The following is a 23,450-nucleotide window of genomic DNA, read 5'->3' on the forward strand; positions in this document are numbered from 1 at the left end:
TCAATCGCGTGCGGGACCAACCGACCGCCGCAAGGCGCGGTCGACGGCGGGGCCGACTATCGCAAGCGCTTCGGCGTCGGCCATCCCGAGGTGGTGCGTCGGGACGTCGACGTTCTCGATGCTTCCGTCGACGTACTTTGCCCACTCGCCTCGGAAGCCTTCTGGGTCCGTCTTGTCGGCGGTCGCAGTGAAGTAGTGGACGTCGCCGCGATACCGCTCGGGCCGGAAACCCTCCAACATCTGGCCGGATGTAGCGAAGCTGGTCATGACCCGCTCCACTTGATCTGCGGCGAGCAGGCCCATGCCGGCGATCTGGTCACGAACCACCGCCGCGACCTCTTCCGGACTCGACGCGTGCACGTCGTCGCCGAGATCGAACAGGTCGCGCCAACTGCCCAGGAGGTCGCCGACCGTGTCCCCGCCCGACGTCTCCTCGGTCGGTTCTGCGGACGCTTCGACGGTCAGGGACGCGTCCATGACGCCGAGGTACCCGACCCGCTGTCCGGCTTCGCGTAGTTGCCTGGCCATCTCGTAGGCGAGTGTGCCGCCGATCGACCAACCGAGGAGGTGGTACGGCCCCTCCGGCTGCACTGTGCGGAGTTCGTCGACGTACCGTGCCGCCAACGTCGGGACGTCGGTGACGGACACCTCGTCCGCGACGACATGCGGGTCTTGCAGCCCGTACACAGGGCGATCGGTCAGGTAGGGCACGAGGCCGCCGAAGAACCACGCGAGGCCGCCCGCCGGGTGGACGCAGAACAACGGAGCCTGCGCGCCGTCGGTCCGCAGTCCGATCAGGACCGAGTTCAGTCCGACGTCGCCCCCGGCGATCCGCCGAGCAAGACCGCGCACCGTCGCATCGTCGAACAGCCAAGCGAGTTGGACGTCCGTGCCCACCGCCTCACGAAGCCGGGAGACCACGCGCGCTGCGGCGAGCGAGTTGCCGCCCAGGTCGAAGAATCCCGCGTCGACGGAGACCTCGTCGACAGATACGTCGAGGACGTCGGCGAACACCTGAGCCACCGCTCGCTCGGTCTCCGTCGCGGGCGCCACGAACTCGACCCGCTCGATCACCGGTTCGGGAAGCGCACGTTTGTCGAGCTTGCCCACTGGGGTCAGCGGGAAGGCGTCGAGGACGGCGACCGACGACGGCACCATGTGGGCCGGCAGGCTCCTGCCGACGAACTCCTTCAGTTCGTCGCCATCGACGTCAGTGCCGTCGGCCGGAACCACGTAGGCGGCGAGCGCGGTGGCCACCGATCCGCCGACTCCGACGACGACGGCCGACTGCACTGCCGGATGCCCCGTCAGCGCCGATTCGATCTCGCCGAGTTCGATGCGCAGACCACGCAGCTTGACCTGATCGTCCGACCGCCCGGTGTATTCGAGCGTGAGAGAACCGACGGCGGTCCGTTGCCACCGCACCACGTCGCCCGTTCGGTACATCCGGTCCCCCGGTTGACCATGCGGGTCGGCCACGAAGCGATCAGCCGTCAGGCCGGGACGGTCGAGGTACCCGCGGGAGAGCGCCGGACCGGAGACGTACAGCTCGCCGGGAACGCCGACGGGCGTCGGGCGCAGTTGTCCGTCGAGGACGGTCAGACCGACGCCGCCGATCGGACCACCCAGGCGCACGGGCACATCGGCGGCCAGCGCGGTGCTGATGGTGATGCCAATCGTCGTCTCGGTGGGTCCGTAGAGGTTCCGAATCGTCGTCACCGGCGCCCACCGGTCCACGATGCTCTGCGGGACCGCTTCGCCGCCCGCCGCGATCGATCGAAGACTCGGCACGCGGTCCGGGTCGAGTGTCGCGAGCACGGACGGGGTCAGGAAGGTATGTGTCACACCGCTGTCGGCGATGAGCCTCTCCAGTTCGGCGCCGCCGACGGCGTCTGCGGTCCGGTACACGAGAGTCCCCGCGTTGACCGTCGCCAACAGGTATTCGAGAACCGACGCATCGAAACTCGGGGACGCGAAGCCCAGCACGACGGATCCGTCGCCCGCATCCAGTCGCTGCGACTCCTGCTCCGCGAAATTCGACAGACCCGAATGCGTGACGGCGACGCCCTTGGGCCGCCCCGTCGATCCCGATGTGTAGATCACGTAGGCGAGATTCTCCGGCCGCGCCTGCGCGACGAGTTCGCCGGGCGTCACAGCCGCTTCCGACACCGCATCCACCGCAGAGCGGATATCGGCGTCGTCGAGCTGGACCCAGTCGAATCCGTCAGACGGGAGGTCTCCGGTCCGTGCCGTGGTCAAGCCGAGCACGGCGCCGGAGTCTTCGATCATTCCCGCGACTCGATCGGCCGGATACTCCGGATCGATCGGCACGTAGCAGCCACCGGTCTTCGCCACGGCCCAGATCGCCGTCAGCAGTTCGATGGACCGGACGATGGCCAATGCCACCGGACGTTCCGGGCCGACGCCGCGGCCGATCAGCCAGCGCGCCAGACGGTTCGAACGAGCATCCAGTTCGGCGTACGACAACGCGGCGCCGAAGCCGTCGACGACAGCTGTCCGTTCCGGAGCACGCCGAGCGGCAGTCCGGAACAGGTCGCCCAACAGCACCGGCGGCGTCGGATCGCCAACCGATACCGGAGTGAGCCCGTCGGTACCACCGAGATCGATGTCGCGAACGGCCACCGTCGGGTCGTCGGTCACCGTGCGGAGCATCTCGACGAACCGGTCCGCGAGATCGCGCACTGTCGCCGCGTCGTACAGATCGGTGGCGTACAGGATGCTTCCCCGCCAACTGCCGGTCTGCGAGGTGGAGACGTGCACGTGCAGGTCGACCTTCGCAGGCGTGTTCTCGGTGCCGACCGGCTCCACCGTGAGCGGTCCGGTGATCGATGCCTCCGGGTCCACGCCTTCGTCTGCGACGGTCAGCCACACCTGGCTCAACGGCGCGAACGCCTGTGAGCGTTCCACGTCGAGTGCGTCGACGATCTCCTCGAACGGGATGTCGGCGTTGGCGAACGCTTCGACGTCGCCGGCGTGAGTCGCGGCGAGGACGTCTCGGAATCGCGAGGCCGGATCGATGTCGGTCCGCAGCGTCAACATGTTGACGAACATTCCCACGAGTGGATCGAGGATCGGGTCGCCTCGACCGGCGATCGGCGATCCGACCGCGACCTCGTCCTGACCGCTGAACCTCGACAGCAACACGGCGAGCGCGCTGTGCACGGCGATGAACGACGTGGTCCGCGCACCGTTGGCGAGATCGTTGACACCGTCTACCACGTCACCGGGGATCTCGAACTCGACGGACGATCCCCGGCCGCTCGCAACAGCAGGCCGCGGCCGGTCTGTCGGGAGATCGATGACCGACGGGAGTCCCGCCAGTCGCTCCTTCCAGTACGCAAGCTGCTGACTGACGACGGAGTCCTCGTCGTCAGAGTCACCGAGCACCGTGCGTTGCCAGATCGCGAAGTCGGCGATCTGGACCTCGAGCGGAACAAACGCGGGCTCATGGCCTGCGGTCCGCGCGAAGTAGGCGGTGATCAGGTCGCCGACGAGCGGCGTCGTCGATTCGCCGTCCGCAGCGATGTGATGGGCGACCACGGCGAGCACGTGCTCGCCGTCGGCGACCTCCCACAGGCGGACGCGCAACGGGTACGCGTTCTCCAGGTCGAACCCGGTGTCGACGGCGCGTTCGATTCCGGACTGACCGTCGACGACGGCCCAGTCGATCTGCTCCACTGCATCGACTTCGGCGGCGATGCGCTGATAGGGCGACCCGTCGCGCTGCGGGAAGGTGGTGCGCAGCACCTCGTGCCGCACCACCAGGTCGCCGATCGCGGCACGGAGCGCCGGAACGTCGAGGCTGCCGGTGAGTCGCAGAACCGCGGGGATGTTGTACATCCCGGATCCGGAGTCGAGTTGGTTGATGACCCACATCCGCTGCTGGGCGAACGACAACGGGATCATCTCGGGCCGAGGTTGCACCCTGGTCACCGGCGGAAGACCACCCGTACGACCGGCAGTCGCTGCGACGAGTTCGCGGACGCTCGGCGCCTCGAACACGTCCCGAACCGAGACCTGGACGCCGAGCGCGTCACCGGCTCGCGCGGCCAGACGCATCGCCGACAACGAGTTGCCGCCCAGATCGAAGAAACTGTCCGTGACACCGATTCGGTCCACACCGAGAACGTCCGCGAACGCGCCTGCGACGGCCTCCTCGTCGGCGGTCTCCGGCGCCACGTACTCCCCGGCTGAGAACTCCGGGGCGGGCAACGACTTACGATCGATCTTGCCCGCGCTGTTGAGCGGAATCTCATCAAGCGGCATCCACACCGTCGGACGCATGTACTCCGGCAACGGCGTCGCGATCGCCGACCGGATCGCATCGAGATCGAGGAGCTCTCCCGGAGCCCCGGCGACGTAGGCGACCAAGTGCTCGCCACCGTCCGGCGCCTGCGCGACCGTCACCGACGTGTGCACCACACCGGGCGCCTGCGCGATCGCGGCCTCGATCTCGCCGAGCTCGATGCGCTGTCCACGCAGCTTCACCTGGAAGTCGGTGCGACCCAGATATTCCAGTTCACCGGCCTGATTGCGGCGCACCAGGTCACCGGTGCGGTACATTCGCGTCCCCGCGGGACCGAACGGGTCGGCGAGGAATCGATCTGACGTCAGGTCTGGACGGTCCGCGTAGCCGCGCGCCAGCTGCACGCCACCCACATACAACTCTCCCGGGACGCCTGCGGCGACCGGGTTGAGTCGGCCGTCGAGGACGTACGCCGTCGAGTTCCACACCGGCACACCGATCGGCACGGTGTCGGCGATCTCGTCGAGCCGTTGATAGGTGATCTCGACAGCAGCCTCGGTCGGCCCGTACAGGTTGTAGAGCACCGCGCCCGGAACTGCAGCACGTGTCTCTGCCGCCACCGCTGGCGGCAGAGCCTCACCCGTGGTCGAGATGATCCGAACACGGTCCAACCGCGCCAATCGTTCCGGCCCGGCCAACTCCAGGAACACCGAGAGCATCGACGGCACGAAGTGCACCATCGTCGCACCGGAATCGGCGATCAGATCCGCCATGTACACCGGGTCGAGATGCCCGTCGGGCTCAGCGATCAACAGCCGCGAACCCTGCATGAGGGGTGCGAACAACTCGGCCACCGAGCAGTCGAAGGTGTACGGGGTCTTCAGGACCACCAGGTCGTCGCCGTCGATCGGCAACTCGTCCAACCCCCACCGGAGTCGGTTCACCACAGCATCGTGCGGCAGCGTGACACCCTTCGGCCGACCGGTGGAACCCGACGTGAAGATCGTGTACGCCGCGTGCGCTGGACGCAGTGCTCCGATCCGCTCGGCGTCGGTCACCGGCGGCGCCGCGAGGTCCACGGGCGAACCGGCGTCGACCGCCATCACCGTGATCGACTCGCCCAGACCCGCGATCGGGCCCGGCACCGACTCGCCTGCGTGCACGAGCGCGACCTTCGCGCCCGCAGTCGACATCATGTACTCGACACGGTCGGCAGGAGTAGCGGTGTCGACGGGGACGTACTGGCCGCCTGCGGCCACCACTGCGTGCACCGCGACCATCAATTCCACCGAACGCGGAATGCACACCACGACTGCCACGTCCGGGCCAACACCTGCGCGGATCAGCTCTCGGGCAAGAACATTCACGCGTGCACCGAACTCGCCGTACGTCACGGTCCGCTCCTGGAACACAAGCGCGTCGCGGTCGGCGTGTGCGGCCACACTGTCGGCAAGCGCCGAAGCGAGGTCTTCAGCACGCACGTGCCGATCCTCGCCGACCTCCACTGCCCGTAGCGCCGAGATCTCACCTGCGTCGAGCATCGGGACGTCCCCGACCGCCACATCGATATCTGCGGTCAGCCCGTCGAGCAACGCGACGAAACGTTCGGCAAGGGTCTGTGCGGTCGACTCATCGAACAGGTCGGTCGCGAAGACCACTGCTCCGTGCCAGTCGCCGGTCTGAGCTGAGTTCACCATGAACGTCAGATCCACCTGAGCGGGCGAGGTGTCCGTCTCCACACCGGAGAACACGAGGTCGCCGACGGGAATCTCCACGGACTGCGCTGCTGCTCCCGGGTCGAGCGTCAGCATCACCTGGGCGAGGGGCGCGAACGCCTCGCTGCGCACCGGGTTCACCGCGTCGACGACGGTCTCGAACGGCACGTCGGCGTTCTCGAACGCGGCCAGCGCATTCGAGCGAGTGCGTACGACGAGGTCGGCGAACGTCTCGCCGAGATCCATGCGGCTTCGCAGTACGAGCGTGTTCACGAACATGCCGATGACGGCGTCCAGTTCCTGACCGGCCCGGCCTGCGACCGGCGTCGCGATCGTGACGTCGTCGGTCGCCGACATGCGCGCCAACAGCGTCGCGAGTGCCGCGTTCAACACCATGAACGGCGTCGCGCCGACCTGTCCCGCCACCGCTTCGATGCGTCGCGCGACGTCCGCGGGAATCTCGAATCCGGTGGCCGCGCCCTGCCCGGACGCCACCTTCGGGCGCGATCGGTCGTACGGCAGTTCCAGAAGATCGGGAATGCCGGCGAGTGCGTCACGCCAGTAGTCGAGCTGACGGCCGGCCACCGAGCCCGGGTCGTCGGGCGACCCGAGGACCTGGTGCTGCCAGATGGCGTAATCGGCGAACTGGACTTCGAGCGGCACGAATTCCGGAGCCAGTCCCCCGCGTCGTGCAATGTACGCGGCCACGAGATCGCCGATCAGCGGTCGCAACGATTCGCCGTCGGCTCCGATGTGGTGGACGACGATTGCGAGCACGTGTTCGTCTGCGCCGACCGGCCAGATCCGGATCCGGATCGGCCACTCGCGTGACAGATCGAACCCGGTGGTCACTGCGGCTTCGATGTCGGCCATCGATCCGGCGAGGCCCCAGTCGAGCCGCTCGGTCACCGTGTCCGTAGCTCCGATGACCTGACCGGGCACGCCGTCGACGGCCGGGAAACTGGTGCGCAGGACTTCGTGACGAGTCACCAGGTCGGTGAACGCCGCCCGAAGGGCTTCGAGATCCAGCGGTCCGGTCAGACGCAGGACGTTCGGCAGGTTGTAGGTGCTGTTCTCCGGCTCGAAGCGGTTGATGAACCACATGCGCTGCTGCGCGAACGAGAGCGGGATGTGATTCGGACGCGGCACGACCGGCGTCACCGGGGGCAGTGCCGGAGTGCGGCCCGCCGACGCAGCCACGAGTTCGCGGACGGTCGTCGCGTCGAATACGTCGCGGATGCGGATCTCCGCACCGAGTGCTGCAGACGTCCGGGACGCGAGCCGGGCGGCGTTGAGTGAAGTGCCGCCCAGATCGAAGAACGATTCGGTGACGCTCACCCGGTCCAGCCCGAGGATGTCGCCGAACACCGCGGCGACGAGTTCCTCATCGCGGTTCGCGGGACCGACGTACTCGAACTCGGTGACGACGGGTTCGGGCAACCGCTTCCGGTCTACCTTGCCCGCCGCGTTCACCGGCATGTCGTCGAGCAGCATCCAGATCGCCGGGCGCATGAACTGGAGCAGGTGCTCGGATGCGAAGTCGCGAAGGTCGGTCTCGGTGGTGTCGGGTCGTGCGGTCACGTATGCGACCAGGCTTTGGCCACCAGGCGCCATGTCCACGACTTCGGCGGCTACCTCGCGGACGCCGGGAGCCGCTGCGATCACCGATTCGATCTCGCCGAGTTCGATCCGCTGTCCACGCAGCTTCACCTGGAAGTCGATGCGACCCAGGTACTCGATCTGCCCGTCAGGGGCCCAGCGGACCACGTCGCCGGTCCGGTACATGCGGTATCCGGGCAGACCGGCCGGGTCTGCGACGAAACGTTCGGCGGTCAGTCCCGACCGTCCGGTGTATCCACGCGCGATCTGGCTTCCACCGAGGTACAGCTCGCCCGGAACGCCGACTGGGACGGGTCGCAGCCGGGCGTCGAGAATCTGCGCGGTGGAATGCACTGTCGGGCGGCCGATCGGCACGGTCTGCGCACCCGGACCGATTTCAGCGATGGTCGAGTACACGATCGTCTCGGTCGGCCCGTACTGGTTGTGCAATTGCGACTGCGGCCACGCACGGTGCATGGCGTCGGCGACTGCCGGGGACAGCGCTTCGCCACCCAACTGCACAGTGCGAATCGACCGCATGGTCGCGAGTTCGTCATCCGACAGCTCGGTGAGCATCAGCGCGAGCATGGACGGGACCACCATGATCGACGTCACCTGATGTCGCTCAACGTAGGCGCGCATCGCCCACGGGTCGCGCTGCTCGCCCTGTCCGACGATCACGAGTTTTCCGGCGCTGATCGCGGGACGGAACAGATCGAGGACTGACGGATCGAAGGTGAAGTCGAGGACGGCGAGGACCACATCGTCCGCTGTGAACGAGTGGTCGTGGTGGTCGGCGTGCAGCATCGCCATCGCAGCGCTGTGCGAGACCGTCACGCCCTTCGGGCGCCCGGTGGAACCGGACGTGAAGATCGTGTACATCGCGTCGTCGACGTGCAGCGGCGCGATCCGGTCGGCATCGGTGATTCCCGACGTGTCGCCGACGATCGGCCCGGATGCATCGATCTCGAGGACTCGTGTCGCCGGATCCGCCCAGTCGGCGACGTCAGGCGCGTACGCGGACACGAGGACCAGCTGCGCACCGGCGGTGTCGACGATGTAGCGCGCGCGTTCGGCTGGTGCATCGATCGCGACGGGGACGTAGTGCCCGCCCGCGGTGATCACCGCATGGGCGGTGATCACCATCTCCAACGAACGCGGAACCGATACCGCGACAGCGACATCGGGCCCCACCCCGAGATCGATGAGTTGCCGAGCCAACACGTTGGTCCGATCGGCGAGCTCACGGTAAGTGATCGTGCGATCACCGTCGACCACCGCGGTACGGTGCATCGACCCCAGCTCGAAGTGTTCGAGGAGGTCGGCCAGCGTTCCGGTTCCGTCCGGGCGGATGCGGAACGTGTGGATGCCCGCCCATTCCTCGATCTGGGTGTGCTCGGACTCGCTCAACATCTCGATGTCGCCGACGAGGACGTCCGGGTCGCGGACGACCGACGCTAAGACCCGGGTGAGTCGCTCGGCGGTCGCGGCGACGGTCGACTCGTCGAACAGATCGGTTGCGTAGACCACCGAACCGTCCCAGGACTCTCCGGCCTGAGCAGTGTTGACACCGAACAGCATGTCCACCTTGGCGATCACTGGACCGCTCTCGAACGGCTCCACCGTCAGTTGGTCCTGCAGATCGACGGCGGTATCGCCCGTCGCCCCGCCCTCCACGGACAGCCATACCTGGGCCAGCGGCGCGAAGGCCTCGCTACGCGCCGGATCGACCGCGTCGACGACTGCCTCGAACGGCGCGTCAGCATGCGCGAACGCTGCGAGATCGGTGTTCCGAATCGCAGCGAGGTGATCAGCGAACGAATCGGTCGTGTCCACCTGCGACCGTAAGACGACGGTATTGACGAACATGCCGACGAGCGGGTCGAGCGCACGTTGACCACGCCCTGCGAAGGGCGCGCCGATGGCGAGATCATCACTACCGGACAATCTGCCGAGAACCACAGCGAGTGCCGCGTGGACCACCATGTACGGAGTCACACCGTGGCGAGCGGCCAACCGGGTGATCCCATCGGCGACGTCGGCAGGAATGGTGAAGTCGGTCTGCGCTCCACGGCCGGTCGCAGTCTGAGGTCGCGGCCGGTCCGAGGGGAGGTCGAGCACGTCGGGAAGCCCGGCGAGTTGTTCTCGCCAATACGTGAGCTGTTGTCCCACAATCGAATCGGAGTCATCAGGCGAGCCGAGCACCTCGTGTTGCCAGATCGCGAAGTCGGCGAACTGCACCTCGAGCGGAACGAAGATGGGTGCTTCTCCAGCTGCGCGCGCCACGTATGCGGTGATCAGGTCGCCGACGAGTGGAGCGAACGACTGCCCATCGGAGGCGATGTGGTGCATCACGACGGCGAGTACGTATTCGCCCGGCGCGGCCTCCCAGATCCGCACTCGGATCGGCCACTCCCGGGACAGTTCGAATCCGCGGGCCACCGCGTCTTCGATGGCGTCCACCGAACCCACATGGCGCCAGTCGAGGTGTTGTTCGATGGCCTCGACGGGGTTGATCATCTGGAACGGCTGACCGTCCAGGTCGGGAAAGGTGGTCCGCAGCGTCTCGTGACGGGCAACTACATCGCCGACAGCATTACGAAGTGCCACCACGTCCAGGGCACCGGTGACTCGCAGGACGACGGGAATGTTGTACATGCCGGTCGACGGATCGAATCGGTTGATGAACCACATCCGCTGCTGCGCGAACGACAGCGGAATCATCGTCGGACGGTTCTCCGCCCGACGCAGTGCCGGCAACGCAGGGGCGCGCCCTGACACTGTCGCCACGAGTTCGCGGACACTTGGGGCATCGAAGACGTCTCTCACCTTGACGTCCACGCCGAGTTCATCGGACACTCGCGCAGCGATTCGGGTAGCGGCCAACGAGTTGCCGCCGAGGTCGAAGAACGACTCGGTCACACTGGCGCGGTCGAGACCGAGAAGGTCGGCGAACAGCTTGGCGACTGCATGCTCGTCCGAGGTCTCCGGTGCGACGTATTCGACGGTCCCGAACTCGGGGGCAGGCAACGCCCGGCGGTCGACCTTCCCTGCAGTACCGAGAGGCATCTCGGCGAGCCGCACCCAGGTAGTCGGACGCATGTATTCGGGGAGACGCTGAGCGACGCTCTCCGCTAAGCGCTCGATATCAACGTGGTCTGGTGCAACATATCCGACAAGTTGCTGTCCTCCTGGCGAGTCGACGACAGCCGCTGCCGCATGCACCACCCCGGGTGCATCGGCGATCGCCGCTTCGACCTCACCCAACTCGATGCGCTGCCCGCGGAGCTTCACCTGGAAGTCGGTGCGACCGAGGTACTCGATCTCACCCGAGTTGTTCCACCGCACGAGGTCGCCGGTTCGGTACAGACGTGATCCGGGCTCACCGAACGGATCGGCGATGAATCGTTCAGAAGTCAGATCTGTGCGCGCAGCGTATCCACGCGCAAGCTGGACTCCTCCGAGATACAACTCGCCGGGAACCCCTGCGGGTACGAGCGAGAGGGACTGGTCGAGGACGTACGTCGATGTCGCGGGTACGGGTACGCCGATGGGCACACCGACGCTGCCGAACGCGACGTGCTGCGCAGTCACGTCCACCGCAGCCTCCGTTGGGCCATACAGATTATGCAGTTCAAGGCTGGGTAGCGCGGTCAGCACAGGTGCAGCAATAGAAGCCGTGAGTGCCTCCCCGGACGTGAACAGGGTGCGCACGCTTGTGAGCTCACGCAAGCGCTCTCCGAGTACGTCGGTAAACGCCGCCAGCATCGAAGGCACGAAGTGGATAGCGGTCACGGCCTCCGCGCGGATCAAGTCCGCCATGTACTCGGGGTCGCCGTGGCCTCCGGGTTCGGCGATGACAAGGGTTGCGCCTAACGCAACGGGCAGGAACAGCTCCCACACGGATACGTCGAACGTGATCGGCGTTTTCTGCACGAAGACGTCGCCCGAGCCGAGGGAATACCACTCGTGCATCCATTCGAGCCGGTTAGCAATCGCCTCATGTGCGACGGTGACGCCCTTCGGTCGCCCCGTCGATCCCGATGTGAACAGGGTGTAGGCCGCGGTGTCGCCGAGCACAGGTGCCGTGCGTTCGGAATCGGATATCGGCGCTGCCTGCTCGAATGGCCCTGAGCAGCTGATCTGCCGGACAACGGCGAGTCCGTCGTACCGTTCCCGCGCATCGTCGAGTCCGTCCGCGACCAGAACAAGAGCCGCACCCGACGTCGCAACCATGTACCGGGAACGATCGTCGGGCAGACGTGCGTCAAGTGGAACGTAATGCCCGCCCGCGGCGATGACGGCGTGGATTGCGACGAGTAGTTCTACCGACCGATCGATCTGCACGCCCACCGCGACCTCGGGTCCCACGCCGGCTGCGATGAGTTCGCGTCCGAGCCCCGCCACCCGTGCGTCGAACTCAGCGCGAGTCAGGCGCCGCTCACCGAAGACCAATGCGTAAGTCGGGGTCGGAGGCGATGCGATCAAGTCCGGCACGTTCTGCTTCTCCTCATCAGTCCTCGGGTCGGTCATCGTCGCTCCACTTCGGCCGCGACCCGCATGAGCGTGGCAGCGGTCTGGGGTCGCATCACGCCACGCGACCAGCCGAGCACCGCTTCGCGTTCTGTGGCATTCATCAACGGTGCCGAACTGATCGGGTCGCCGGGCAGGCGCGACACGTGGTCGAGAACGTCTGCGAGTCGCTGTACCAATCGTTCGGCGGTCGACTCGTCGAACAGCTCGGTCGCATAGATCGCCCGAATCTCCCAGGGGCGACGCTCGTCCGCTCGCGGTCCCCGCTGGTCGCGTTGTCCCCGGTCGTCGAGTCGTCCCCGCTGGTCGAGCGGCGTCGAGACCACAGTCACCGACAGATCGAATTGCGCCGGAACCACGAGCGGGTCGAGCGGGGTGACGGCCAAGTGGCCTGCGGTCGCCGTCTCGTCGACAGCCTGGTCGACCATTGTCACCATCACCTGCGCGAGCGGCGCGAACGACTGCGAACGCACCGGTTGCACCCGCTCGACGACCGCTTCGAACGGCACGTCAGCGTGGGCGAACGCCTCCAGATCTGTGTCCCGAACCGCATCGAGCAGGTTCGTGAACGTCATTCGGGGCGCGACTTCGGTCCGCAGCACGAGCGTGTTGACGAACATGCCGACCAGCGGCTCGATCGCCTGCTGTCCACGACCGGCAATGGGCGTCGCCACTGCGACATCGTCATTCGCAGAGAGTCTCGACAGCAGCACGGCCAACGCCGCGTGCACCACCATGAACGGAGTCACCCCCTGCTCACGTGCAAGATCTTCCACTCGCGCGCCGACCGTCGCATCCAGCGGGACGCTGACCGACGCTCCGTCGTGCGAGGCCACCACGGGCCGCGGCCGATCCATCGGCAGGTCGAGAACGCCCGGCGCACCTGCGAGCCGATCGGCCCAATAGTCGAGCTGACGACCGACGACGGAGGTCGGGTCGTCCGGTGCGCCGAGTTCACGACGCTGCCACAGTGCATAGTCGGCGAACTGCACCTCCAGCGGCGCGAATGCCGGTGCGCTGCCCGCAGACCGTGCCAGGTAAGCGGTCACAATGTCACCGATGAGCGGCCTCATCGACTCACCGTCGCCGACGAGGTGATGCAGGATCGCGACCAAAACGTACGAGTCGACTCCGGCACGCAGCAAGCGCACACGGAACGGCGGTGCGGCCGCCACATCGAACCCCGCACTCGAAGCGGCCAGCAGATCGGTCTCATCAGTGACGACCTGCCAGTCCGGATCCGCGACCGCCGAGCGGGCGTCATGGACGAGCTGAGACGGCTGTCCATCGACCGCCGGGAACGTGGTTCGGAGAATCTCATGCCGTGCCACTACGTCTCGGACCGCTTGATGCAACGCGTCGACGTCCAGTTCCCCGTCGAGACGCACTGCGATCGGGATGTTGTAGGTCGCGGATTCGGGTTCCAACTGATTGATGAACCACATGCGCTGCTGTGCGAACGACAAGGGGATTCGGTCCGGCCTCGGATGAACCGCCTCGATCGGCGAGAGGATCGCAGCATCCGACCCACTGTCCACGCGTCGAGCAAGGCTGCGAACCGAGTCGGAATCGAACACGTCGCGCACTGTCACGGACACGCCGAGCTGGTCGGACAAACGTGCCGCGAGGCGCGCGGCCGACAACGAGTCTCCTCCGAGATCGAAGAAACTCGCCGTCGCCGACACGTCGCTCTCGTCGATCGCGAGCACGGCTGCGATCACGTCGGCCACGGCCCGCTCGGCCCCGGTCGCAGGCGCGACGAACTTACCGCTCACGATGACCGGCTCGGGTAGCGCTCGCTTGTCGAGCTTGCCGACCGGTGTCAGCGGGAGTTCGTCGAGAACGGTGAACGACGACGGCACCATGTGCGACGGCAGTCGTCGCGACACGAACGCCGTGAGGTCAGCAACGTCGACGGACGGGTCGCCGACCACGACGTATGCGGCCAACGCGGTAGCCACCGAGCCTCCGACTCCGAGAACGACCGCAGCGTGAACGTTCTCGTGCTCGCTCAGGACGGCTTCGATCTCGCCGAGTTCGATGCGCAGACCGCGCAGCTTCACCTGGTCGTCCGATCGACCGGTGTACTCGAGAGTGAGTCCGCCGTCCGTAGACGGTGTCCAACGAACCACGTCGCCGGTCCGATACATCCGCGATCCGGCGCCACCGTGCGGATTAGCGGTGAAACGCTCCGACGTCAGTCCCGGGCGGTCGAGATATCCGCGCGAGAGGGCTCCGCCCGCGACATACAGTTCGCCTGGCAAGCCGACCGGCACCGGACTGAGTCGCTCGTCGAGCACCATGAGGTCGACGCCGCCGATCGGGCCACCCAGCCGGACGGGATCGCCGACGGACATCGGCGCACTGATCGTGATCCCGATCGTCGTCTCAGTCGGGCCGTAGAGGTTATGCAGAGAGCAGGTGTCGGCCCACCGATCGACGATCGGTTGCGGCACCGCTTCGCCGCCCGCCGCGATCGATGCGAGGGTCGGCACTGCGACCGGATCGAGCGTGGCCAGCACGGACGGGGTCAGGAACGTATGCGTCACTCGGTGCGCGGTGATGAACTGTTCCAGAGCGGGACCGCCGACGGCGTCCGCCGGCCGGTACGCCAAGGTGCCCGCGTTCGCGGTGGCGAGAAGGTATTCGAGGACCGACGCGTCGAAACTCGGGGACGCGAAGCCGAGGACCACGGCGCCGTCACCGGCGTCGAGGCGTTCGGACTCCTGACGTGCGAAGTTCGCCAGACCCGAGTGGGTCACTGCGACGCCCTTGGGCCTGCCGGTGGATCCGGACGTGTAGATCACGTACGCCAGGTTCGACGCCGTGACCACGCCGAGCCGATCGGCGGCGGTGACCGTGGCATCCGATTCCGCGGCGACCGCTGCAGCGATGTCCGGGGCGTCGACGCGCGTCCATTCGAATCCGCGCGACGGAAGCTCGCCGGATGCCGCGACCGCGAGTCCGAGGACGGCCGCGCTGTCTTCGATCATGGAAGTCACGCGCTCGGCCGGGTAGTCGGGGTCGACGGGGACGTAGGCTCCCCCGGTCTTGGCGACCGCCCAGATCGCCGTCAGCAACTCGACCGACCGTCCGATCGCAAGCGCCACTGGACGCTCCGGTCCGACGCCTCGGCCGATGAGCCATCGCGCCAAGCGGTTGGAGCGTTCGTCGAGTTCGCGGTAGGTCAGCGACCCACCGTTTCCATCGACGACCGCTACCCGATCGGGGGCACGACGTGCGGCCTCGGCGAACAGATCCGGCAACAGCACAGGGTCGGCAGCCGGCCCGCCAGTGACCGGCAGCAGTGCAGCGCGGTCGGTGGTCGACAGCAACGAGAGGCTGCCACAGGTATTCTGCGGATCGTCAGCCATCGTCGAAAGAACCTGGACCAGTGCCTGTGCGAAGATCTCGACCTGTTCCACCGGATATGCGGTCGGCAGGAACTTGATCTTCATGGCCAGTTCGTCGCCTCGGCGAGACGCCGACAGATTCAGCGGATAGTGCGTCGCATCCGTGGTCTGCGCGTCGACCAACTGCAGCCCACCGTTCGCGGAAGCATCGATACCGGTGATCGATTCAGTGTCCACCGGGTACGACTCGTACACCGCGAGGGTGTCGAACAGCGCGGGAAGTCCGGTCTGCGCGATCAGCGACGGAAGCCCCATCTGCTGATAGTCGAGGACCTTCACCTTGTCGTTCTGCATGGCGGTCAGCACGTCGATGACCGATGCGTTCGGGTCGACGTCCACCACCGCCGGAACCGTATTGATGAACATGCCGATCATCGACTCGATGCCGTCGATGTCGGGCGATCGGCCCGACACCGTCTCGGCGAACGACACCGCCTGATTACCGGTCATCCGGGAAAGCAGAACCGCCCACGCGAACTGGACGACGGTGGCCATGGTGACCGAGTTCTCGCGACCGATCGCGTCGAGCCGATTGGCGATCTCACCGCTCAGGTCGAACTCGAAGTCGCGCGGCGGCGCATCGGCAGACGGCTCGTGACCGGGCGCGACGAGTGTCGGCTCGGTGACCGGTGCCAACACCTCACGCCAGGCGCTGAGTCCGGCCGCGGTGTCAGTCGCCGCGACGGCGCGGGCGTGGTCGGCGAAGTCGCCTGTCGACGCACCTGCGACCGAGCCCGTGTACGTCGCCCCGGTGGCGTACAGCGCGAGGAGATCAGCGAGAACGAGCGGGCTCGACCACCCGTCCACCAACAGATGGTGATTCGTGATGACCAGCTCGGCGCCATCGCGGTGATGGACCAGGGCCGTGCGAATGAGCGGAGGCTGCGCCATGTCGAAGGGCTTCGCTCGTTCGTTGTCGACCACTGCGCGGACCTGGCGGTCGCGGTCGTCAGCCGGACCCGAGCGCAGATCCACGACGCTCCACGGCACGTCTACCTCAGCAGGAACCACCGTGACCGCGACACCGCTGCCGACCCGGACGAATCCGGACCGCAGCACGCGATGCCGGTCGAGGAGCATGCCGAATGCGGTTCGCAAGCGATCGGTGTCGACGCCGCCCGTCAGCGAGAGCACCGACTGCGTGACGTAGACGTCGATGCCCGATCGCTCGTCTGCTCCGTTCCCCGCGAGGTCGGCCTGGAAATACAGGCCCTGCTGCAACGGCGTCATCGGCCAGACGTCGGCGCCCGGGTAACGGGCAGCGACCCGATCGAGGTCGGCTTGCACGAGGTCGGTACCTGGAACGTCCGACGGGCTGAGCCCGATGTCGGCACCGCCGAGAACGAGGCCGGCGATCTCCTGCAACTCGTTCTGCCAGCGGCAGGCGATGTCGGCGACTGCGGCCTCGTCGAGAACATCAGTGGCGTACGAGAACTGGGCCTCGAGTCGCTTCGCATCGGTGCCTGCGGCACTCACGTTTATGCCGAACACATTCGGCGAGAACATCGCACCCGACACGGTGCTCGGGAGGTGCGGTCCGCCCGAGACCGGAAGGAATTCGTCCGACGCGGTGTCGTCGATCGGCGCAGTTCCGCTACCGAAGTAGTTGTACGCGATGCTCGGGAGCGGTCGCTGTGCGAGTTCACCGTCCGTGCCGTATCGGAGGATGCCGAATCCGACACCGCCTGCCGGGCGCGCCATACGCGCGTCCTTCGCCGATTTGATCGCGTGGACGATGTCCGTGGAGGGATCGACGGCGACTGGCGCAATGCTGGTGAACCAGCCGACCGTGCGGGACAGATCGATCAGACCTTCGTCGCCCGCGATCCGCTCATCGCGTCCGTGTCCCTCGATCTGAACCGTGACCGGCGCGTCGTCCTCGATACCGTGGTCGTCTTGCCATGACCGCACTGCGCGAGCCAATGCGCCGAGCAGCACGTCGTCGACGTTTCCGCCGAACGCGTTGGGCACTGCGGCGAGGACTGCATCCGCAACATCGGCGCCGACCACGTGCCGGTACGACGCCTGACTGTGCCAGCGGTGTCGCTGGCGATCAGCGGCGTCACCGAAGGACGTCCGCCTGACCGGCGACTGCCCCAGCCAGTAATCGACTTCTCCTTCTCGTGCGTCGACTTGATCGGCGAGGAGATGTGCGACGCGACGGGCGGAGGTGCCTTCCGATCGCAATTCGATCGGACGCCCCGAGGTGTGCTGCGCCCACGCGGTGACGAGATCTTCGACGATGATCGGCCACGACACCGCATCCACACCGAGATGGTGGACGGCGATCACCATGCGGTGCCACTGCACGCCAGTGACCAGCGCGACGCCCATCAGTGCCCCCGTCGCAGGGTCAAGAGCGGACAGCAGACCACGATGCGCAGTGAGCAGACTTGCGTCGATGTCGTCGGCCGCCGCGATCTCCAGAACTGCCGGAACCGAACCGGCGCCCGCCGTGAGGGTCCAATCGTGCCCACTTCCAGTGAGCGTCGCGGTCAGCATCGGGTGGACGGCTGCTACCGCGTCGACGACAGTCTGCACATCGGCGACCGTCGCCGCTCTGGGCAGATTGAAGACGACCGGCTGCGAGAAGTCTGCGAAGTCCGACGGCTGTTCGGAGTGCTCGATCATCCACGACGTCACCGGCGGCAGCGGCATCTCACCTAAGCCCCCGCCCGGCAGTTCTGCGATCAGTTCGGCGGGCCCGTCCGACGAGGCTGCGGCAGCAGCCATGGCGCGAATAGTCTTCAACTCGAAGATGTCGCGGGGAGACAGGTGCAGGCCGGCAGCCTTCGCTGCGGACGACAGTTGGATCGACATGATCGAGTCGCCGCCGAGCGCGAAGAAGCTCTCAGTGACGCTGACCTGATCCTCGCCCAGGAAGCCCGCGATGATGCGCGCGAGAGTCTCCTCCCCTGCGTTCTCCGGCGCGACGTATTCGGTCGCTTCCTTGGCGTGCGGCTCCGGCAGCGCCTTGCGGTCGAGCTTTCCTGCCGGCGTGAGTGGGATCTGATCGATCGCAATCGCTTGGCTCGGCACCATGTGTGCGGCCAGTCGTTCCGCTGCGTCGTCGAGGACAGCGTCAGTATCGATTGCCTCGCCAGGCTTGGCCACGAGGTAGGCGACGATCTCGGTGTGCTTACGTCCACCGAGTTCAGAGTCCACGCCGATCACGACAGACTGCGCGACTCCTGGTTGATCGTCGAGTACCGCCTCGATCTCGCCGAGTTCCACACGTTGACCGTTGATCTTGACCTGGAAGTCCACACGACCGGCGAACTCAAGATTGCCATTCTTGGTCCGCCGGACGAGGTCTCCGGTGGCGTACATCCGCGACCCTGGATCGCCGTACGGATCGGCGATGAAGCTGGTCGCCGTCAGGTCTGGCCGTCCGAGGTAGCCGCGAGCCAAACCAGCGGTCGCCAGATACAACTCGCCGACCACGCCATGGGGAACCTGATGAAGTCGCGCGTCGAGGACGTGTGCGGTGAAGCCGTCGTTCGGCTTGCCGATTGTGACGGGCTTCCCGGCCTGCATGCGCGAGCGCGTCGCCCACACGGTGGCCTCGGTGGGGCCGTAGCAGTTGAAGATGCGGCGGCCGCGTTCCGACCAGCGTTCGACGAGTTCCGGCGGGCAGGCTTCGCCACCGGTCGCGAGGTTGCGCACGTACTGAGCGCGCTCGGGATCGACAGTCGCCAGGACGGACGGGGTGATGATCATGTCGGTGACTTCGTCGCGTTCGAGCACCGTGGCGAGTGCATCGCCCGCGAACTCGGTGTGCGGCGCGATCACCAGTGTGTGGCCTGCGGGAATGGCCCAGGCCATCTCGAACATCGATGCGTCGAAGCTCGGTGATGCAACGTGCAGGATTCGAGTGTCGGGCTCGTCTTCTGGCGGACCCGCGGTGATCTTCGCGAGCGATTCGACGAAGTCGACGATGCCAGTGTGCGAGACGCCGACGGCCTTCGGTCGGCCAGTGGAGCCCGACGTGTAGATCAGGTACGCGAGGTTGTCCAGGCGCACCGAGCCGTTGCGTTCGGCGGGTTCGATATCGTCGCCCGACTCTGCTTCGGCCTCGAGGTCCGGGAGGTACACCCAGTCGCACGCCGAGTCGCCGAGCCGGCCGCGCGTGCCTTCATCGGTGATGCCGATCGCTGCCGCCGAGTCGGCGACCATGAAGGCGATGCGGTCTTCGGGGTAGGCCGGATCGACCGGCACGTATGCGGCGCCCGACTTGATGACGCCCCACACTGCGAGAACTGAATCGATCGAACGCTCCAGGCCGACGGCCACGACGTCCTCCGGCGTCACTCCGCGGGCGAGCAGTGCTCGCGCAATGCCGTTGGTCCGCTCTTCGAACTCCTCGTAGTCGAGTTCGACCCCGTCACAGATCAGGGCGGGGTGCTCGAGGTCGAGGTCCCGCTCGGACAGCAGATCGATCAGGGTCCCTGTCTCGACCTCGCCGCCGCGACCGATCGCCGCGCTGCTGTCGCGCAACGCTCGCGTCGGCGCAGCTTCCGAAGCCGACGGAACTACAGCGCCCACGATGTCGATGTCGCCGACCGCCACATCCTGATCCTCGATCATCGCAGTCAGGACACGCTCAAAGACGGCAGCGAACCGCCTCGCCGACGACTCGTCGAACAGGTCTGCGGCGTAGATGAAGTCCGCGGCCATCGTGGACGCGGCGGTCCGAGCGCGGACCACCGTCGTCAAGTCGAACTTCGCCTCGACGTTCGCGGACTTCATCGGCTGCGCTTCGACACCGGCCAGCGCGATCGCGTCCGGGTGATCTGCGGCGTCCGTGTAGGTGAACGAGACCTGTGCCAACGGCTGATACGCCGACGACCGCTCCGGCGCCAATTCGTCGATGAGATCGTCGAACTGAACTTGGTCGTTCGCGAACGCATTCAGGATTCCGCTGCGGGCCTCGGCGAGCAATGCGTCCACCGACTTGCCGGGATCGACCTGGGTACGCAGGAGAAGCGTGTTGACGAACATTCCGATGAGGTCGTCGAGCGCTGCGCTGCTGCGACCGGCGACCGGCGTCCCGACGACCACGTCGGACGTGGCTGCGAGACGCGCGACCGCGGCGGCGAATGCCGCTTCGGTCACCATGAACGCCGACATGCCGCGTTCCCGAGCGAGAGCGTCGACTCCGTCGGCGATCGCGTCGTCGAGTTCGACGGTGACGATGCCGCCAGCCTCGCTCAGCGCGGCTGGGCGTGGTCGGTCCATCGGCAGGTCAGTCACCGCGGGGAGACCGGCGAGTGCCTTACGCCAGTATGCGAGTTGCCTGCCCAACACACTTCCGCTGTCGGCGGCATCTCCCAGTACGGACTGCTGCCACACTGCGTAGTCGGCGTACTGCACGTCGAGTTCGGGCAGTGCCGACACTGTCTCGTCGACTCGCGACGCGTAGGCGGCAAGCAGGTCTCGCGCGAGGACGGGAATGGATTCGCCGTCCATCGCGATGTGGTGCACGGTGATCGCGATCGACAGACCGTCGTCGGACCGGTGGACGCGGCCGCGAATGGGAATCTGTCGGGACACGTCGAAACCCGCGACCGTGGACTCGATCAATTCATCGAGTGACGCGACCTCGGCCCAGTCGAGCATGGCGCGTGCCGCCGTCGCCGGAAGCACTTCTTGTACGGGCGCCCCGTCGACGGACGGGTAGACCGTTCGCAGCACCTCGTGACGCACGACGAGGTCGCGTACGGCCTCGGCCAGTGTCGAGACCTCGACATCACCGGTCAGCTTCAACGCCACCGGAAGGTTATAGGCGCCCGACGCGGTGTCGAATTGGTTCATGAACCACATCCGACGCTGTGCGCGGGACACCGGAATCGGCTGCGGTCGAGGTTCTGTTCGAACGACTGGCGGCAACGCGGGCGCCGCATCCGCGATCGCCGCGGCGAGCCCGCGAACAGTCGGTGCGTCGAACACGTCCCTGATCGAGACGTCGACATCGAGTGCAGCGCCCACACGGGCGGACAACCGTGCCGCCAGCAGTGAGTTGCCGCCCACGTCGAAGAACGACTCCGTGGCACTGACCTGGTCGGCGCCCAGCAGATCTGCGAAGACCGCTGCCACCGCTTCTTCGGCTGCGCCGACTGGCGCTACGTACTCGACGCCGCCGAACTCAGGTTCGGGCAGCGAGCGGCGGTCGATCTTGCCGGAGACGGTCAACGGCATCTCGGGAACAACCGTCCACGCGGACGGCCGCATGTACTCCGGGAGTCGCTCTGCGGTCCACTGCCGCAGAGCGTCGACAGTCGTCGTGGCCGACGGCGCCACCGACACGTATGCGGCCAGCGCATCGCCTCCGCCGGGTGCCGTCACGACAGTGACGGCGGCGTGTACGACGTCCGGATGTTCGACGACGACGCCTTCGACTTCGCCGAGCTCGAGCCGCTGACCACGGATCTTCACCTGCGAATCGGCGCGGCCGAGGTAGTCGATCTCCCCGGTCCCGGTCCACCGAGCGAGGTCGCCTGTGCGGTACATGCGAGCGCCGGGCTCCCCCATCGGGTCGCTCACGAAGGCGCCTGCGGTCTGTGCAGGCTGCGATGCGTACCCGCGGGCCAATTGCGGACCGCAGAGGTACAACTCGCCGGTGACACCGGCGCGCACGGGACGGAGCCGACCGTCCAGGATGCGAACCTCGCAGTTCCACATCGGACGACCGATGGTGATGGCCCGGTCCCGGTCCACCTGTGTCTGCGTGATGTCGACGGTGGCCTCGGTCGGCCCGTATTGATTTATCACCGATGCGTTGGGGAACAGGCTTTCCAGTTCCTCAACAAGGTTCTTACCGAGGGCCTCGCCACCGCTGTAGATGTTTCTCATCGAGTCGCATGGCTGACCGCCCGTGAATCGATGGAGTTCAGTCAACGCAGCCAGCATCGACGGCACAAACTTGGCTGTGGTCACTCGTTCAGTACGAATCAAGTCCAGGAGGTACTGCGGGTCCCGATGTCCACCGGGTTCCGCAATCACCGCAGGCCCACCGCTGAACACGGACCCGAAGTAGTCCCAAATCGAGGCGTCGAAGGTGTACGGGGTCTTCAACAGAAAGACGTGGTCGTCGAAGCCGTTCGAATCAGCGAACCACCGCAACGTATTCGACAGCGCCCGCCGCGTGACGGTGACGCCCTTGGGACGTCCCGTCGAGCCCGACGTGAACAAGGTGTACGCGGCGTGATCGGGCAACGGCGTCGAGGCGCGTTCTGCGTCACTCAGCGGGGTGCCGTTCGATGCGTCCTTCGAGTCGACGATGACCTTCTCGATGTCGATACCCGCCAACGCCTCGGGCGACTCCCCTGGTGCGACCAGGACGAGTGACACCCGAGCCGTCTGCAACACATATTCGGTCCGGTCTGCTGGGGCGTCGGTGTCGATCGGCACGAACTGTCCGCCCGCGACGATCACGGCGTGAACCGCGACCATCACCTCGAACGAGCGTTCCATGCACACGCCAACCGCAGTGTCCGGTCCCACCCCTGCTGCGATCAGACGCCTCGCCAGAGTGTTCACGGATTCGGCGAAGGAGCCGTACGACATCGGCTCCCCGCGGTACACGAGCGCTGTCGCGTCAGTGCCACGGCCGGCACGCGCCGAGTCGACGAGTCCGGTGAGAGCGAGATCGCCCGTCATCGGCACCACGTCACCGCGGCCCCATCCGGTGATCGCCGAGGATTCCTCGACCGTCAACAGGTCGACGTCTCCGAGTAGTCGATCAGGCTCGGATCGCACCGTATCGAGCAGTGCGACGACGCGGTCCCACAGCCGGATCACGGTCGATCCGTCGAAGAGGTCCGTCGCGTAGAGGACCGTGCCCTTCCACCCTTCCGAGGAGTCCTTGATTCCCAGTAGGAAGCTCAGGTCGACCTTCGCAGGCAGATTGTCGATCTGCACCGG

Annotated in this window: 2 protein-coding genes (1 of these 2 cut by a window edge); both read right to left on the reverse strand. The window is 66.5% G+C overall.

The genetic code is table 11. The features are described from left to right. Positions 1-12,114, reverse strand: coding sequence for a non-ribosomal peptide synthetase (locus L5G32_RS00500; protein ID WP_237009056.1), 12,114 nt, complete (start codon positions 12,112-12,114; stop codon positions 1-3). After that, positions 12,111-23,450: the 3' end of a non-ribosomal peptide synthase/polyketide synthase gene (locus L5G32_RS00505; protein ID WP_237009057.1), read on the reverse strand. It continues 12,933 nt past the right edge of the window; 11,340 of the gene's 24,273 nt are visible here — the last part of the coding sequence; its start codon lies off the right edge, out of view; it ends in the stop codon at positions 12,111-12,113. Before L5G32_RS00505 ends, L5G32_RS00500 begins: the two co-directional genes overlap by 4 nt.

Origin of the sequence: Gordonia zhenghanii, assembly GCF_021738965.1 — a bacterium.
Taxonomy (GTDB): domain Bacteria; phylum Actinomycetota; class Actinomycetes; order Mycobacteriales; family Mycobacteriaceae; genus Gordonia; species Gordonia zhenghanii.